Raw genomic sequence first — 15361 nt, 5'->3', positions numbered from 1 at the left:
ATGGACATTTCCTTCGCACACGAGCAATCCCAGCGCGCGCTGAAGCAGCGCAACCTGCTGGCCATTACGTCGCTTGCCCTGGGCATCGCCTGCTTCGCGCTGGTGAGCATGGCGGCAACCCGGGACCGGGAGGTGATCCTGCAACCGGTCATCCCCACTGCGATGGCGGTATCGTCTTCAGGGGTTTCGAAGGACTACCTGGAAGCGGTCACTCGCGACATCGCGCAACTCGCACTCAATCGTTCGCCCGAGACGCTTCGCTACTGGATGGATTCGATCCTCGCGATCACGACGCCCCAGGCACGCGGCCCGCTCAAGTCCAAGCTCGTCGCCATCATGAAGGAGCAGCGGGGCTCGCAGGTCACGCAGTTCGTGACGATCGACTGGATCAAGGTCAATCCCGAAACCCTGACCAGCGAAGTCGGCGGTGTCCTTCATACCGTCGTCGCCTCGCGCGATGTGCGCCGCGAACACAAGGTCTTCAAGTTCGCCTGGAAATATGAGGGCCTCAGCCTCAAGCTGCGCGGCTTCGGTGTCGTCGTCGAGAAGGGTGCCGAACCTGCAAAGGATGCATCCGATGAGTGACAGTCCCGCCGTTTGCGGCAGTAACTGCCTCGTCTCGCCCGCCGCCGTGCTCGATGGCTTTGTCAAACGCTGCCTCGGCATGGTGCTGGTAGGGTCCGGAATACTCTTGGCCGCACCGGCGCTGGCCGATCAAACCGTGGTGGCCTCGGACAACGGCTCTGTCGAATGCGAGGCGTCCAGGCTCGATCTGACGCGCATTTCGCTCAAGGACGACCAGTTCGCCGCCGTCTCGAAGGTCACGAGCGGGATAGCCACGGAGGATTTCTCGGTGGTCCATGAGCCGACGCGCGGCGATATCTACATTTCGGTGCCCGAAGGCTACTCGCGGCAGACAATCTCGTTCTTCGGCACGACCCAGAAGGGCTTCGTCTACAAGTTCGTGTGCCGGATCAGTGGCAACGAGGCCAAGCAGGTCTTCCTCACCAATGCCGAACTGGCAAAACCTGCAAAGCCTGCAGCGCAGCCTGAAGCCGTCGCGATGCGCAGCAATCTTGCGCTCGACGAGCAAGCGGTCGCCCTCATCAAGGCAATGTTCGAGCAGCGGCCCCTCGATGGTTTCGACATTCGCGACGAGCCGCGCACGCCGGTCAACGTCGGCACGCTCAAGGTCCAGCTAGTAAGCGAATACAACGGCCTCACCATGGCTGGCCGCGTGCTGCGGATCGAGAACACCGGCAACGAGCCCGTGGTCGTCACCGAGGAGCTGATCGCCTCGCACGGTGCGATCGCCGTCAGCATTTCCAGCGCCTCATTGCAGCCGGGCCAGGCGACCGGCGCCTATGTGGTTGTTCCGGCGGGAGACCTGTGATGGATATCTTCAAGCGCAAGAGGAAGGACGTCGATGGCGATCAGGCCGAGGCTCACGACCAGCTCGATGACGGTCTCGACATTGCCGAGAACGCTGCAACGGCGCGCAAGCAGAAGCTGTGGCTTTATGGCGGCGGCGCGCTGATTGCCGCTGCCGCGATGGCCTACGTCCTCGACAGCGGATCGAAGGAGGAAATGCTTCTAGGCAAGAAGGATGACGACAGAACGCAAGTTTCCACTGACGCCATCATGAACCGGCAGATCGTCGATCAGGAATGGATGGCGATGTACGAGCGCCAGCAGCTCGATCAGGGCAACCAGCTGAAGGGCATGCAGGGCGCGGTTTCGAAGTTCGATCAGGTGCAGGGCGAACTGCAGACCCTGCGGCAGGAAAACGAGCAGATGAAGGCGGACGCCACGCGCGTCCTGGAAGCCTACGACCGCGAGAACCGGCAACTCAAGGAACAGGCTGGATCCCCGTCCAGGCAGGGAGGGCCGACGGCACCCGGTGCGATCAGTGCCGCAAGTGCGATGGGCCTGGCCGGCCCGATCGGCGCTCCGCGCTCGAACGAAGTGAAGCTGGTCTCCTTCAATGGCTCGACCACCCCTTCCGGCCCCGCCGCCCCTGCCGGGCCCGTCGGCGATGGCAGGCGCATCAGCGCCGACGGGAAGCAGGCAGCCACCTACACCGACAGCCCCAACTACCTGCCGCCCAACTCGATCGCGACAGCCAAGGTCGTGGTCGGCGTCGATGCCGCCACGAACGTCAAGAGCGCGAGCGACCCGCTGCCGGTGCTGCTGCGCGTCACTGGTCCGGCACGCTCGGTCTTCTCCGATGGCAAGTTGCTGCGCACCCGGGTCCAGGGGTGTATGGTCAATGGCGCAGCCTACGGCGATCTCTCTTCGGAGAAGGTCTACGTGAAACTGCAGCGCATGACCTGCCCGCAGCCGGGCGGACGCTATGCGGTCTCGGAGGTCAAAGGCTTCATCTCGTTCGGCGGCAAGGTCGGTCTTCGCGGCAGAGTGGTGAGCCGTGAAGGCGGACTTGTCACCCAGGCCTTCCTCGCCGGGCTTGCAGGGGGTTTCGGCCGCGGTTTCAGCGCCAATTCCAACGCATTGCTGCGCGGTACCAATGTCAGTGTGGATGGAAAGCGCGATCAGCTATCGGCAGCCGAGATTGCTCAGGGCGGCTTTGGTGAAGGCGTTTCGACCGCTGGCGACAAGCTCTCCGACTACATGATCGAGCGGGCGGAGCAATATCAGCCGGTCATCGAAATGCCCACGGGTGCCGATGTCGAAGTCGTCTTCCTCGATGGCACTTTCATCAGAAATTGAGGTGGTTCATGGTCAAGGCAATCATCCTATCCGTTGTCGGCGTGGCGGGTCTTGCGGGCGCGACCGGCCTTTATGCCGCCAGCGACAGCGATGCCGCTCTTGCCAAGGCACTGGCGACCCGGCTTCCCAAGACGGCGGTAACTTCGATCGACTGTGGCCGCATCGCGGCCCTGTGCGAAGTGCAGGCAGGCCAGAACCTGTTCTACACCGACAAGGGCGGCCGCTATCTCGTGATCGGCCGGGTCTACGATATGGAGACCCGTCAGGACCTGACGGCCGCGCGCCTCCTCGAGATCAGTCCGGAAACGCTGGTCGGGGGGGCCGCGAGGCCGACGGTCGCAGAGCCCGAGGATCAGCAGGCGGTCGCCTCCCCGGCGAACCCGGCGCCGGTCGCGGGCCGTACCCAGAAGGTCGCGCTCGACAAGCTCCCGGCATCGGGTGCCATCACATGGGGTGCGGGCCAGCAAACGGTCACGGTCTTTAGCGATTTGCGCTGCGGCTACTGCAACCAGCTGCACCGGACGCTGGCGGCCATGAACGTCAAGGTTGTCGAACGCCCGATCTCTGTGCTTGGAACCCGCTCGATCTCGGATGCCGTGATTTGCTCCTCGGATCGCAGCAAGGCGCTGACCAGGGCGTACAACCGCGAACCGCTCGATGGTGCGAAGAAATGCGACACCAGTGGCCTCGATGCGAACGAAGCCTTCGCGAGGCAGAACGGGTTCACCGGAACGCCGGTCATCGTTCGCAGCGATGGCGCCGTCGTTCACGGCTATCGCCCGCGTGAGTTCCTCGAATCCTGGCTGAAGGGAGCGAACTGATGAACAGCCTTGCTCGCATCACGGCCTCGATCGGTCTGCTCTGCGCTACCGCCGCGTGCACCACCTTCGGCACCAACGTCAGCGGCGCCTTTCGCTGCGATGGTCCGGAAGGGGTTTGCGCACCCTCGGTCGCAATCGACGATACCGCGCTCTCGCAGATCCAGAAGTCGGACAAAGATGAACTTCTGGCGCCCGCCGGTCCCTACCAGATCGACGATGGCGATCCGGCACGCTCGCGGATGGCAGCGCTCAACGCGACGTCCGCGCAGCCGAACCAGTCGTATCAGCTAAGCGTGGTCTTCCCCGCCTACACCGATTTTGCCGGTAATGTTCATGCCCGCAAGACGGTGGCGGCGGATGTGGGTCTGCCGGGCAGGACGGCGAACAGCGTGGAACTGGCAAGCCGCGCACGGGGGCAGGGGGGGGCGCGCGGTCTTCTCGCAGCCGCGCAAAGCGCGCCCGTCGCAGCTCTCGATGCATCGCCAATCCCCGCCGCCGCGCCTTCCGTTGCAGTGAAGCGGGCCGGCGCAAAACCAGCGGTAGAGGCAGCGCCCATCGATCGCATCAAGGCCGATGTCGAAGCCAGGCTCTCGCGCGCGAGGCGCACGCCGCAAGCGCGCCGTCAGGCCGCCTCGTTCCCCTCGCCGGAGTAAGCCAGTATGTCGGTCTTCGACAGTCTTCGCGAAATGATCCTGGGCGACGGCCGTAAACCGGAGACGACGGCTCGCCCCGCAGCGGTGCCGATGCTTTCGCACTTCCTTGGCTACCGCTCGTTCGATGAGGACAGGAAGATCTTCTACCAGGTTCGTTCCAAAGGCTTCATCCTGGAGCTGGCCCCGCTGATCGGTGGCGATGAACGCAGCGCGGATATCCTCGGCACGATCTTCGCCGATGTGCTGACGCCGGGATGCACGTTCAACATTCTGAATTACGCATCGCCGCGCATCGCGGAGAAACTGGGCGAGTGGGTGCTGCCCCGTGTCGAGGCGGGCGGCGTCTTTGCAACGCTGGCGCGCCACCGCGCCGACAAGCTGCGCGGCGGCGCCTGGCAGTCGCTGGCGAGCGATGGCCCGTTCCTGCTGCGCAACTTCAGGGTGCTGGTCTCGGTTGGCGCGCCGGATGGCTCGGGGATCAGGATCGAAGATCTGCTGCGCATCCGCGACGGCCTGATCTCGGCGCTCGATTCCATCAATGTGCCGGTGCGTGTGTTCGAGCCGGTGCAGCTGATCCGCTTCTTCGACGAAATCCTGTGCGCCTCGACTGGCGCCGGCGACGATGCGCCCGGCTACAATCGCTTCGATCCGATCAACGAGCAGTGCGTGCGCCGCGATCTGGTCACCCATGTCGAGAAGGATCGCCTGCTGCTGCACGCGCAGTCGCTGCGTCCCACGGGGCAGGTGGTCGATGGCGTGCCTGAATACGAGGACTACGTTCCCGAGCGTTTCGACGTTCGCACCATGTCGATCCGCAACTTTCCCGATCGCTGGGCGCCCTGGGACACGCAGAAGATCATCGGCGATGTCTTCAATCCGAAGCTGTGCCTGCCGTGCCCGACGTTGCAGTCAGTGAGCGGCATGATCCCGGGTCTGGAAGCCTCGGAATCGAAGGCCGGCTACAAGTTCGCGCGCACGCAGTCGCTGTCCGAAGGGCAGGGGGTCAAACTGGTCCCCAAGATCAAGGATCAGGCCGCCGAGTGGCGCAGCGTCCAGGAGCGGGTCAAGTCGGGCGAGAAGCTGATCCGCTGCTACTATGCAATCAGCATTATCGCGCCGCGCGGCACCGCCGAGACCGCCGAGCGCGCGATCAGGGGCATCTACAAGGCGGCCGGGTGGGATCTCATCGACGAGACCCATATCCAGCTGCCCGCTTTCATGTCGCACTTCCCGCTGCTGGTGGCGGACGGCCTGCAGTCGGACCTCGAGCGCATGAAGCGTTTTCGCACGATGCTGTCCTCGAACGTCGCGGCGATTGCGCCACTGCAGGGCGAGTTCGTCGGCGGTCACATACCCCATGTCCTGTTCGTCGGACGGCGCGGTCAGCCCCAGTTCTGGTCGCCTTTCCAGAACAAGGCGGGCAACCACAACGTCGCGATCGCCGGCAAGTCCGGTTCGGGCAAATCGGTGTTTCTGCAGGACCTCACCGCCAGCCTTGCCGGGGTGCGCGCCAAGACGATCGTGATCGACGATGGCCGCTCGTTCGAACACATGGCCAAAGCGCTTGGTGGCACCTTCACCGAGTTCAAGCTCTCGTCCGGGATCTCGATCAATCCGTTCCGCATGATCGATCTGGCTCTCGCGCAAGAGGACGAGGATTATCTCGTCGACTGTCTGGCGATGCTGAAAGCCATCATCTCGCAGATGGCGCGCTATGAGAACCGCCTGAACGATACCGAGCGCGGCCTCATCGACAAGGCGGTGAACGCAGTCTGGAACGCGCATCAGCGCGACGGCACCGTCGATATGGTGATCGCGGAGCTGCACAAGGAAACCCACGACGCAGCAATCGATCTTGCCATGTCACTGCTGCCCTTCTCCGCGCAGGGCACTTACGGCCGGTTCTTCCTTGGCGACAGCAATCTCGATCTCTCGGCCGACCTGACGGTCTTCGAGCTTTCGGACCTTTCATCGAGAGAGGAGCTGCGCAGCGTCGTGCTCACCTCGATCATGTTCGTCGCCTCGCAAACGATGCGGCGCATGAGCCGTTCGATCCCCAAGGCGCTGCTCATCGACGAGGCCTGGCAGATGCTGAAGGGCGGGGCGATGGCGGATTTCGTGGAGACCTACTCGCGCACCTGCCGCAAGTATGGCGCCTCGCTCATCACCGCCACGCAGTCCATCAACGACTACTACAAGTCCGACGGCAGCCGCGCAGCGCTGGAGAACTCCGACTGGTTCGTGATCCTTCAGCAGAAGCCCGAGACGATCGCGGACTTCAAGAAGTCCGACCGCTTCGAGATGACCAGCTACACCGAGGCGCTGATGCGTTCGCTGAAGCGCAACGGGATCGAGTATTCCGACGTTCTGATCCGCGGTCCGGAGACCGAGACGATCTGCCGTCTTGTCCTCGATGCCTACTCCGGCACGCTCTACTCCTCGAGCCCGGACGTGTTCGCGCGCATCGAGGCGGCGGTCCACCAAGGCTACTCCATGGCCGACGCGATCGAGCGCGTCGCGTTCCCGGATCGCATCCGCCCGGATGACATGATGCTGGAGGCAGCGGAATGACCGCGCTGCGCCTTCCATCCACCGATCGAGCCAAGGCAACTGGACAGGCAGCGCTTGCGACCGTTCTGCGCCTTCTTGGCTGGATCTCGATCAATGTCCTCGTCGCCTTTGGCGTGGTGCTGGTCGTGGCTTTCGAGCTCGGCAACTTCTCGATCATCGGGACGATGCACCACCTCGCAAACCTGTCGACCCGCTATGTCGAAGCCAGCGCTGCGCGCCAGCATCAGTTCGATGTGCTCCTCATGGCCAGCATGGCCGGCGCCTTCTGCCTCGCGGGCTACTTTCGCCGCGCCTCGCTGCGCCGGCTGCTTTCAAAGGGATTTGCCGATGCCTGACATCCTGAGCGGTGAACCGATGTTTCCTGGAATCGAGACCGCACCGGCAGCGGCTAAGGCAAAGCGTCCTGCTGCGCCTGTGAAGCGCGGCGTCTCGGTGAAGGAGGTTCTGACCGTGGCTGCGCTGGTTGGCGCGGCCTCCTGGGGCGCGTGGGTCACAAAGAGTATTGTCGATCCGGCGCGGGACGAGGGCAGGTTCGTAAAGCTGCAGTTGCAAGGTGTCATCACCGAGTACCTGCAGGCGCAGGCGCGCTCGGGCAGCGATGAGCGCAGCGCGGCGGCGGCGACGACGGCTTTCATGGGGGAGCTGGACAAGGCGGTGGCCAGCCTCGGCAAGTCGGGCAAGGTCGTGCTGGTCAACGAAGCGGTGATCGGCGGCGATTTGCCGGACGTCACCGAAGAGGTGAAGAAGGCGGTATACGCCAAGGTGCCGATGCCCAAGATGGCTGCAGCGCCCGTCCAGCAGGACATGCAGGCCTACCTCGCTGCAAACGGCTCGCCCGCCGGTCCGAACGCTGCACAGCCTGTAATCGGAGGGGCCGGTGGCGTCGCACAGTGAGGCCCTCGCGCAGACCCGCGCGGTCCCTCGCAGCCGCAGGTTTCGCAGGAAGATGATAGCGATCGGCGTGATCCTCGCAGGCGGCCTCGCCTTTCAGAACCTCTCGCGCTGGAGCGAGACCCACGCCTTCCTGATAAACCAGAGCGAGAGCCTGCCCAATTGGGCCTTCCTCGTGGAAGCCGGTCGCTTCCCCAAGCGCGGAGAATACGTGGTGTTCAACCCGGGCCGCGACCCGCTCGTGCTCAAGTATTTTGGCGAAAAGCCTTCAGCATTCGCCAAGGTCGCTTATGGCGTTCCAGGCGATGTCGTGAGCCGGTCCGGCGCCGATGTCCTGGTCAATGGCCATAAAATTGCCCGGTTGAAGCCGGTGACGCGAAAAGGCGACCCGCTTCCTCCAGGTCCACTCGGCAAGATCCCGCAAGGGTGCGTCTACGCCGGCAGCGACCACGAGGACGGGTTCGACAGCCGCTATGCGGCGATCGGCTTTGTCTGCCGTGACCGCCTCGCGGGCGTGGGGAGGCCGATCCTGTGAAGCGCCTCGCTTACGCCTGTGCCGCGATCGTTGGCGGCCTTGCCGGAACCTTCCTGCCTGGACAGCACCCTGCCGGCGCCGTCGACCATGGGCAGATGGGCGAAGCGTGGCCGATTGCCGAGCCAGACCTTCTCGAAGTGATTCGCGGCCGTCTCGAGACCGCCAGGGCGACTGGCAAGCTCGATGAACTCAATGCCCGCTTTGCCGAGCGCGTAAAGGCCAGGGTCCAGCGCCCGACGCCGGTTGCCGGCATCGCTTCGGCGATCGAGGACAAGAGCTGGGAATACGATCCCACGGTGGCGATCGAGAAGGATGTCCGCGACCACAAGGGCAACCTGATTGCGGCAGCCGGCCAGCGCATCAACCCGCTCGATACGATCGGCCTGAAGCAGAAGCTGGTCTTCATCAACGGCGACCGCCCCGAAGAGGTCTCCTGGGCGATGGCGCAGGGTGATGATCTCAAGGCCAAGGTCATCATCGTCAGGGGGTCGCCTTTCGATCTGATGAAGGCGAACCAGCGTCGCTTCTACTTCGATCAGGAGGGTTCGCTCACCGCCAAGTTCGGGATCGAACACACGCCAGCCTCTGTCGAGCAGGCCGGCCGTATCCTCATCGTTCGTGAAGTCGCGCTGAAGGAAGGGAAGGGCGCATGATCGAATGGCTCCGCAAGAAGCTGCCGGCACCGATGGCCGCCCCGGAAACGGCGGAACTGCGCGGCGCGCGTCGTCGCCTCATCGCCGGCGGCAGCATTCTCGCGGCGCTCACGCTGTTCTGGACACCGATCGCTCGCCTGATCGGCGCCGGGGCACCCGCGCTATTCCTGGGGCTTGTCGTCTTTCTCGCCATCCAGGGCGCGTTCTGGCTCAGCGCCAAGAATGCCGCCGACGATGCCTGGCTGCTTTACGGAGAATGGCGCGATGAATAAGTGGCTGCTCCAGATCCTGCTGGGCTTCTTCCTGTTCCTGCCGGGTTCGGCCAAGGCGCAGGTTCCGGCAGCAAGCTGCTCGGGCTCTTTCGTCAATCCGATCACCGATGTGTGCTGGGGCTGCATGTTCCCGCTCTCGGTCGGAGCCCTGAAGATCTGGCCGTCCTCTCGTGCGGACACCAACAACCCGAACTCCCCGATCTGCTTTTGCGGCTCCCCCATTCCGCGCGTGGGCGTTGCGATGGGGTTCTGGGAGCCGGCACGGCTCATAGACGTGACGACCAAGCCCTTTTGTTTCCCGAACTTGGGCGGCATCAAGCTCAACCCGGGGTTGTCGATGGGCGGGGGCTATGCGGCGAACACCGGCTCCAACGGCGGGACGGATACGGCCAAGTACCACGTTCATTATTACGTCTATCCATTGCTCTACTGGATGGAGATCCTGACCGATTTCCTGTGTTTCGAGCAGGCGAGCTTCGACATTGCCTACATGACCGAGATCGACCCGCTCTGGCAGGACGATGCGCTGACGACGCTCATCAACCCGGAAGCGCTGATCTTTGCCAATCCGCTGGCACAGGCAGCCTGCGCAGCTGACTGTGTGACGGCGACCGCAGCGCTGCCGCTCGACCAGCTGTTCTGGTGCTCGGGCTGCCAGGGGTCGATGTACCCGATGAACGGCAACGTCGGCGCCAGCGTCGGCATGACCCAGTCGGGCAGGCTCGCGGCCGAGCGCATGATCTACAAGATGCATCGGCAGGCGCTGGGCTGGGGGACGTCCGGCTCGAAGGGGCTTTGCGGCAAATACATCATGCCGATCCTGAAAAAGAGCCAGTACCGGCTGCAGCAGGTCAACCCGACGCCGATGGTCTCGGGACGTGAATCCTGCTCGCCCATCGGTGGTTCGGTTCTGCTTCCGCGTGCCGCCCGCACTTACCCGGTGAAGGGTGAGGACATGGGCTTCCTCCTCTGGAGGAAGCGCAATTGCTGCGTTTTGTGAGGTTGTACCCATGCGCAAATCTCTTTTCACTATCGGCGGTGTTCTGGCAGTGGGACTTGTCAGCGCAGCGCTCGCGCAGACGATCGAAGGCCTCGACCTTCAGAAGACGGAAGCTCGCGGCGAAGCCTCGCAGGACGATGCACAGTCGCTGTTCGATTTCGTTCGCGGGCAGGGTGAGCCTCAAGCCGCTGCCGCGCAAACCGTGGCGAACGAAGCCTATGATCGCATTGCCGATCTTGATGTGTCGGGCATCGCAGGGGGTGCCAAGGGCGGCCCCATCGATCTTGACGAGATGGTGGCCGGTGCCAAGAGCAGCGTCGCAGGGCCTAAGACCACTCCGCTGGTGATGGCGTTCGTCAGCCTCTCGATGCCTGAGCAGGCTTTGCGTCGCACGATTGCGGATACCACGCGCGCGGGCGGGATCGTCTTCATGCGCGGGTTCTCGAAGGAAGGCGCAAAGGCTTTCGTTGCGGGTCTCGCCAAGGTGGTTGACCAGAAGGACGCCGCGAACATCGCCATCGATCCCCGATTGTTCCGGACGTTCCATGTCGATCGCGTGCCCACGATCGTGTCGGCGGCCAGCATGTTCGAACCCTGCGACCAGCTCGACTGCGTGACGCCGCCTCCACCGCACGATCGGATATCCGGTAACGTCCCACTGTCCTATGCTCTCCAGACGTTCATGGATGGAAATGGCCCCGGCGCGCCCGCCGCGAAAGTGGCGCTCGCAAACCTGGCAGGTCGCCAGTGAAGCCGTGGCTCACCTTGATCTGCGCCGGGATCTGCGCCGGGATCTGCGCCGGCGCGTTGGTGGTTGGCCCGGCGCGCAGCTTTGCGCAATCTAAGGATGCGGAGGACTTTGCCAGGTCGATCCGTGATGGCTCGTCCGGTACGGTGCTGCAGAATGGCGCTCAGAATGACGTGCCGGGGTTCGGCGGGACAGATTTCGATGCGTCGAAATATCTCGATGACGAGGATGGCCTGACGGATGCTGGCATATCGCAGCGCCATTCCGATCCGAACTATGGCGTGGTGATAGATCCGAGCCGCGCTGAGTTCGATACCACGACGATCGACCTGTCTTCCGCGAAGCTGATCGAGGACAGCCCTGGGAGCTATCTGGGCACCGATGTCGCTGTGGGCGGATCGTCCGGGGCCTGCGAACCGTTGCCCAGAACCGGCACCAGCGGCTCAACCTATTATGAGACCTGCAATCAGGGCGATCAGGTTGTCACCACACCGCAAAGCTGCACTTCGGCGCTCAACGTCTCTGTCGAGCGCCGGACATTCTGGTATTATCATGCCGCTGCAGGCGGCCCCCTGGGTTGACCCAGCGAGCTTGTCTGACGAAATTGCGTCTGGAACGTGCCGTGCCGTGGGCAATGCGCCGTACTGCGACACCATCCGCGAGTACGGGTACACGCCGACCGGTGACTGCCAGCGACGATATGGCAGTACCCCTCTGCCGATCTATGAATGTTCCGCTGAAGCCAGCGTTCAGGGCAATCTCCTCCTCGGAAATAATCGCTACCCTGCAATCGCGATCGCGACGGGCCGGCACTGGTTCCGAAAAGACGATCAGGCGCCGATCGTCACCACAGCGCGCACCGATGGTTGTGCAAACCTTGCCAGCAGCGGCCAGTGTGCGCAGCAGGGCGAGGAAGTCTGCACCGATAGCGATCCGGCCACGCGCGACATCAACGGCGTTGCCGTCACGCAGCCGTGTTGGGCCTGGACGCGTACCTTCCAGTGCACCGAGCGGCGTGCGGCCAATGACTGCAGTGCGCTGGCCGCAAAGCCCGAGTGCAGCTTCAGCCATCAGGAATGCCTCAGCGAAAACGCCTACGGCTCCTGCAACGTCTTCGATATGGTCTATGCCTGCAAGACGCCCAACACAGGCGGCGCGACGCCGCCTGGCTCGATCTGCGCGCAGGATCTCTACTGCATCAACGGCGAATGCACCCAGGTCGAGCGCGAGGCGTCCACCGAGTTCAAGGATGCGATGGTCGCGGTTCAGACGATGGGCAACGTCAAGGGCGAGTTCGATCCGGATACGCTGACCCTTTTCAACGCCGAGAAGGCGGGCTGCCACAAGCCGGTCTTCGGTCTCGTCAACTGCTGCGCGGGCAAGACCTCGGGCTTGTTGACGACGGCGGCCGGCGCTGCCGCGATTGCCAGCGGTCCGGCTGCTGTCGCCGCTCTCGCGACCCCGTTCCTGACGATGTTCCTGTGCTCAAGCGAGGAAATGATGCTCGACGTCAAGGATCGCATGGGCCTGTGCCACTATGTCGGCACCTATTGCTCGGACAAGGTGCTCGGGGTGTGCACCTCGAAACGCAAGACCTACTGCTGTTTCGAGAGCAAGCTGAGCCGCGTGCTGCAGGAGCAGGGCCGCGAACAGATCGGCAAGAGCTGGGGCAAGGCCAGGGAGCCGGACTGCAAGGGCTTCAGCATCGAAGAGTTTCAGCGGCTCGATCTGTCGAAGATGGATTTTGCCGAGGTCTACGACGAGTTCATCGACGCGGCCAAGGTGCCCGATGAAATCCAGACCTCGATCGAGATCCAGGAGAAGATCGCACAGTATTATCAGGTTCATCAGGGGAAATGAGGGGCGCTGTGACAGCTGTTACGCGCATCCCTGCAACGCGCAGTGTCCCTGAGCTTTCGGTTTTCGAACTGGGCGTCGCCCGCGCCCGGAGCTGCCCGGCGGTCAGCGACTGCGAACAGTTCCATGCATGTCCGTCGGGCTGGTTTCTCCAGGACGTCCGCATCGGGGATGTCGAGGACGCCATGCTCAACATGACCATGCGTGCGTTTCTGGTATCCGGACAGGGAGTATCGCACCCCTGCCGCCTTACAGATGAGGGCAGCGCGGCAGTCACAACGCTCTACGGCGGCTGCATTCGCATGATTGACCGTATCCCCGCCATCTACGGCTTGCTCCCGACCACAGGAGACACTGGCAATGCGTAAGTTCGGATATCTCATTCCTGCCATTCTGGCGCTCGGCTTCCAGACTGCTGCTTCGATGGCGGTTGCAGCGCAGGATGCGTCGGGCATTCTGCCGAGCGGCTCCACCGTTCGCAGCGCGCGCGATGCCTTCTATTGCGGCGAGCGTCGGCTGGGCAGCTGGTTCTACTGCGACCCGGAGAAGGCGCGGGACGCCGAGAAAGCCAAACTGCTCCCGCCCGGCATGCCGGCAACCAAACAGCTTGCGGCGATATCGGAGCAGCTGGACGAGCTGAAGGCCAAGGCGATCCTCGATCCGACGACAGAAAACCTGATAGCCTACATGCACTATCAGCGTGAGCAGCTGGACCGGGCCTCGACCTTCGCGGATGTGTGGGGCAGGGCGGTCTGGCAGAACCCGGACCTCGACTACACGCTCGAGCGGCCGATAAACTCGCTGGGCAAGCAGACCTGGATGGCGGATCGCAAGGCGCAGAAGGCTTCGACCATGAAGTCGCTTTCGCAGCGCTACGGGGTCTTCTACTTCTATTCCTCGGCGTGTTCGGCTTGCCGGGTCTTCAGCCCGATCATCCGCTCGATCTCCGATCGGTATGGGCTTGAGGTCCTGGCCGTCTCGATGGACGGCGGCCCCAACGAAACGTTCCCGCGCTATGCGGTTAATACCGGGCAGTACGAGCGAATGGGGCTGACTGGCAACCAGGTGCCCGCGCTGGTCCTCTTCGACACCCAGACCAAACAGCCGATCCCGATCGGCTACGGCCTGATGGCGGCCGACGATGTGATGGATCGCATCTTCACGCTGACGCGCACCGAACCCGGAAAGGACTACTGATGGCACGTCAGAAGAAGAAGCCGGGCTGGGTGCTCGGCATGATGATGAGCGTTCTTGCGATCTCGCAGCTTGCTGTCGTCCAGGCCGAGGCCAGCGTCGGGAGCGAACTGAACGATTTCTTCAACGATGTCGGCGGGGCCGCAAACGCGACCGGCCCCACGGCCTACCAGGGCCAGTCGGCAGGCTACTACACCGGTGGCGGCGTCTGGACGCGGTTCCCCAACAAGCAGGTCAATCCGGTCAACATCCAGCTCCCCAGCGTGAAGGCCGGGTGCGGCGGCATCGACATGTTCGGCGGCTCTTTCTCGTTCATCAACACCGACCAGATTGTCGCGATGCTGAAAGGGGTGGCCAGCAATGCTTTGGGCTTCGCCTTCCAGCTCGCAATTAAGTCGATCAGCCCGCAGATCTCCCAGACGATCGAGGAGATGGCGCAGAAGGTCGAGAAGCTGAACCAGATGAACATTTCCTCCTGCGAAGCCGCTCAAGGGTTGGTCGCAGGGCTGTGGGGCGAAAGCCAGGGCCGCGATTCCGAGGTTTGCAAGGCCATCGCAAACAGCCAGGGCTTTGCGACCGACTGGGCGAAGGCGCGCCAGGATTGCAATGCCGGTGGCGATCGCAGCGAGATCATGGGCAAGAACGGGGACGAGACCATCCCGTCGAAGTCCTACAATTACACCTGGCACATGCTGAACAAGAGCTATCCTTCGTTCGACAGGGAGTTCAAGGAGTACCTGATGACGCTGGTGGGCACGATCGTCTACCAGCGCGCTGAGAACGACGAGGCCAACGGCACCGTCAAATACTTCGGCCACGGCAACCGCGATCTCATCATGGCGCTCCTCGATGGCTCCTCGGGCACGCGCGTCCTACGCTGCGACGAAACCGAGAACTGCCTCAACCCGTCAGATTCCAGCGGCGTGACGATCTCTGCCGCACAGGCCCTGAAGCCGCGCGTGCAGGCGCTGATCGGCTCGATGGCGGTGAAGGTCAAATCCAACGAGCCGCTGACCACCGAGGAAATCGGCATCCTGGGGGCGACCAGCATCCCTCTCTACAAGATCATCACCGTCAATGCCGCCGCGCAGTACGGCGGCATGAACTCGGCTGAAATCGAGGGGCTGGCCGAGGTCGTGGCGATGGACATGCTCGAGACGATCGTGGGTGAGTTCTACAACTACGTCCAGCGCGCGCAGGGCACGTTCAACGAAGCGGACGAGACGACACTGACGCAGTGGCGCGACCAGTTGACCAACGTGCGCAAGGTCATAGATGGCTACAGCTATGCGATGAACGAGCGTCTGCAGCGCACGCAGACTTACATCGACCGCTCCATCTATCTCGAGCGCACGCTGCGCAACGCGATCTCTCCGCAGATGTCTGCAGCGCTGTCATTCCGCTCCGGCGCCACCGCGCACGGTCTCAACTGAGGGGGA

The 15361-nt window shown here is 63.3% G+C and carries 18 protein-coding genes; all 18 read left to right on the top strand.

Translation table 11 applies throughout. The annotated features are described in order from the left end of the window. Genes GGR40_RS12790 through GGR40_RS12705 form a run of 18 tightly spaced genes read left to right on the top strand, consistent with a single transcriptional unit; the run spans nt 1 to nt 15355 of the window. Nucleotides 1–585, top strand: coding sequence for a type IV conjugative transfer system protein TraE (locus tag GGR40_RS12790; RefSeq protein ID WP_429276623.1), 585 nt, complete (start codon nt 1–3; stop codon nt 583–585). After that, nucleotides 551–1393, top strand: a complete 843-nt coding sequence (locus GGR40_RS12785) for a type-F conjugative transfer system secretin TraK (protein ID WP_429276622.1) — start codon at nt 551–553, stop codon at nt 1391–1393. The genes GGR40_RS12790 and GGR40_RS12785 overlap by 35 nt, the downstream gene beginning before the upstream one ends. After that, a complete protein-coding gene (locus tag GGR40_RS12780) occupies nt 1393–2727 on the top strand; it encodes a TraB/VirB10 family protein (RefSeq protein ID WP_429276621.1) in 1335 nt (444 codons plus the stop codon). Before GGR40_RS12785 ends, GGR40_RS12780 begins: the two co-directional genes overlap by 1 nt. 8 nt (nt 2728–2735) lie before the next feature. Next, complete coding sequence (locus tag GGR40_RS12775; protein ID WP_429276620.1) at nt 2736–3548, top strand: DsbC family protein; 813 nt, start codon at nt 2736–2738, stop codon at nt 3546–3548. Then, on the top strand, nt 3548–4201 hold the full coding sequence (locus GGR40_RS12770; RefSeq protein ID WP_429276619.1) for a hypothetical protein: 654 nt from the start codon (nt 3548–3550) through the stop codon (nt 4199–4201). Before GGR40_RS12775 ends, GGR40_RS12770 begins: the two co-directional genes overlap by 1 nt. Before the next feature lie 6 nt (nt 4202–4207). Beyond that, entirely contained in the window at nt 4208–6772 is a 2565-nt protein-coding gene (gene traC / locus GGR40_RS12765; RefSeq protein WP_429276618.1) for a type IV secretion system protein TraC, read from the top strand. After that, nucleotides 6769–7107 carry a hypothetical protein gene (locus tag GGR40_RS12760; protein WP_429276617.1) on the top strand — a complete coding sequence of 113 codons (339 nt, stop codon included), beginning with the start codon at nt 6769–6771 and terminating at the stop codon, nt 7105–7107. Before traC ends, GGR40_RS12760 begins: the two co-directional genes overlap by 4 nt. After that, nucleotides 7100–7666: a TrbI F-type domain-containing protein gene (locus GGR40_RS12755; RefSeq protein WP_429276616.1), complete on the top strand. Its 567-nt coding sequence runs from the start codon at nt 7100–7102 to the stop codon at nt 7664–7666. The genes GGR40_RS12760 and GGR40_RS12755 overlap by 8 nt, the downstream gene beginning before the upstream one ends. Nucleotides 7667–7718: 52 nt before the next feature. Further along, nucleotides 7719–8198, top strand: coding sequence for a S26 family signal peptidase (locus tag GGR40_RS12750; RefSeq protein ID WP_429276615.1), 480 nt, complete (start codon nt 7719–7721; stop codon nt 8196–8198). Then, nucleotides 8195–8851: a type-F conjugative transfer system protein TraW gene (gene traW, locus GGR40_RS12745; RefSeq protein WP_429276614.1), complete on the top strand. Its 657-nt coding sequence runs from the start codon at nt 8195–8197 to the stop codon at nt 8849–8851. Before GGR40_RS12750 ends, traW begins: the two co-directional genes overlap by 4 nt. Continuing rightward, complete coding sequence (locus GGR40_RS12740; RefSeq protein ID WP_429276613.1) at nt 8848–9123, top strand: hypothetical protein; 276 nt, start codon at nt 8848–8850, stop codon at nt 9121–9123. The genes traW and GGR40_RS12740 overlap by 4 nt, the downstream gene beginning before the upstream one ends. Beyond that, complete coding sequence (traU, locus tag GGR40_RS12735) at nt 9116–10123, top strand: conjugal transfer pilus assembly protein TraU (RefSeq protein WP_429276808.1); 1008 nt, start codon at nt 9116–9118, stop codon at nt 10121–10123. Before GGR40_RS12740 ends, traU begins: the two co-directional genes overlap by 8 nt. Before the next feature lie 10 nt (nt 10124–10133). Continuing rightward, nucleotides 10134–10874 carry a type-F conjugative transfer system pilin assembly protein TrbC gene (trbC, locus tag GGR40_RS12730; protein ID WP_429276612.1) on the top strand — a complete coding sequence of 247 codons (741 nt, stop codon included), beginning with the start codon at nt 10134–10136 and terminating at the stop codon, nt 10872–10874. Beyond that, nucleotides 10871–11452, top strand: coding sequence for a hypothetical protein (locus GGR40_RS12725; protein WP_429276611.1), 582 nt, complete (start codon nt 10871–10873; stop codon nt 11450–11452). The genes trbC and GGR40_RS12725 overlap by 4 nt, the downstream gene beginning before the upstream one ends. Further along, nucleotides 11424–12731, top strand: a complete 1308-nt coding sequence (locus GGR40_RS12720; protein ID WP_429276610.1) for a conjugal transfer protein TraN — start codon at nt 11424–11426, stop codon at nt 12729–12731. The genes GGR40_RS12725 and GGR40_RS12720 overlap by 29 nt, the downstream gene beginning before the upstream one ends. A gap of 8 nt (nt 12732–12739) precedes the next feature. Beyond that, entirely contained in the window at nt 12740–13096 is a 357-nt protein-coding gene (locus GGR40_RS12715) for a hypothetical protein (protein WP_429276609.1), read from the top strand. Beyond that, entirely contained in the window at nt 13089–13925 is an 837-nt protein-coding gene (locus tag GGR40_RS12710) for a conjugal transfer protein TraF (protein WP_429276608.1), read from the top strand. Before GGR40_RS12715 ends, GGR40_RS12710 begins: the two co-directional genes overlap by 8 nt. Beyond that, the gene (locus GGR40_RS12705; protein ID WP_429276607.1) at nt 13925–15355 is read left to right on the top strand and encodes a conjugal transfer protein TraH; all 1431 of its coding nucleotides are present in this window, start codon (nt 13925–13927) and stop codon (nt 15353–15355) included. The genes GGR40_RS12710 and GGR40_RS12705 overlap by 1 nt, the downstream gene beginning before the upstream one ends. Nucleotides 15356–15361: the final 6 nt, after the last annotated feature.

The sequence above is a fragment of the Novosphingobium gossypii genome, assembly GCF_050433305.1.
GTDB classification, from domain to species: domain Bacteria; phylum Pseudomonadota; class Alphaproteobacteria; order Sphingomonadales; family Sphingomonadaceae; genus Novosphingobium; species Novosphingobium gossypii.
This window is presented reverse-complemented; position numbering and strand designations above follow the sequence as displayed.

What these genes read in the sequence shown, in the direction of transcription:
- GGR40_RS12790 (WP_429276623.1), top strand. Translation starts at nt 1, where the DNA reads ATGGACATTTCCTTCGCACACGAGCAATCCCAGCGCGCGCTGAAGCAG.
- GGR40_RS12780 (WP_429276621.1), top strand. Translation starts at nt 1,393, where the DNA reads ATGGATATCTTCAAGCGCAAGAGGAAGGACGTCGATGGCGATCAGGCC.
- GGR40_RS12775 (WP_429276620.1), top strand. Translation starts at nt 2,736, where the DNA reads ATGGTCAAGGCAATCATCCTATCCGTTGTCGGCGTGGCGGGTCTTGCG.
- GGR40_RS12770 (WP_429276619.1), top strand. Translation starts at nt 3,548, where the DNA reads ATGAACAGCCTTGCTCGCATCACGGCCTCGATCGGTCTGCTCTGCGCT.
- traC (WP_429276618.1), top strand. Translation starts at nt 4,208, where the DNA reads ATGTCGGTCTTCGACAGTCTTCGCGAAATGATCCTGGGCGACGGCCGT.
- GGR40_RS12760 (WP_429276617.1), top strand. Translation starts at nt 6,769, where the DNA reads ATGACCGCGCTGCGCCTTCCATCCACCGATCGAGCCAAGGCAACTGGA.
- GGR40_RS12755 (WP_429276616.1), top strand. Translation starts at nt 7,100, where the DNA reads ATGCCTGACATCCTGAGCGGTGAACCGATGTTTCCTGGAATCGAGACC.
- GGR40_RS12750 (WP_429276615.1), top strand. Translation starts at nt 7,719, where the DNA reads ATGATAGCGATCGGCGTGATCCTCGCAGGCGGCCTCGCCTTTCAGAAC.
- GGR40_RS12740 (WP_429276613.1), top strand. Translation starts at nt 8,848, where the DNA reads ATGATCGAATGGCTCCGCAAGAAGCTGCCGGCACCGATGGCCGCCCCG.
- traU (WP_429276808.1), top strand. Translation starts at nt 9,116, where the DNA reads ATGAATAAGTGGCTGCTCCAGATCCTGCTGGGCTTCTTCCTGTTCCTG.
- trbC (WP_429276612.1), top strand. Translation starts at nt 10,134, where the DNA reads ATGCGCAAATCTCTTTTCACTATCGGCGGTGTTCTGGCAGTGGGACTT.
- GGR40_RS12720 (WP_429276610.1), top strand. Translation starts at nt 11,424, where the DNA reads ATGCCGCTGCAGGCGGCCCCCTGGGTTGACCCAGCGAGCTTGTCTGAC.
- GGR40_RS12710 (WP_429276608.1), top strand. Translation starts at nt 13,089, where the DNA reads ATGCGTAAGTTCGGATATCTCATTCCTGCCATTCTGGCGCTCGGCTTC.
- GGR40_RS12705 (WP_429276607.1), top strand. Translation starts at nt 13,925, where the DNA reads ATGGCACGTCAGAAGAAGAAGCCGGGCTGGGTGCTCGGCATGATGATG.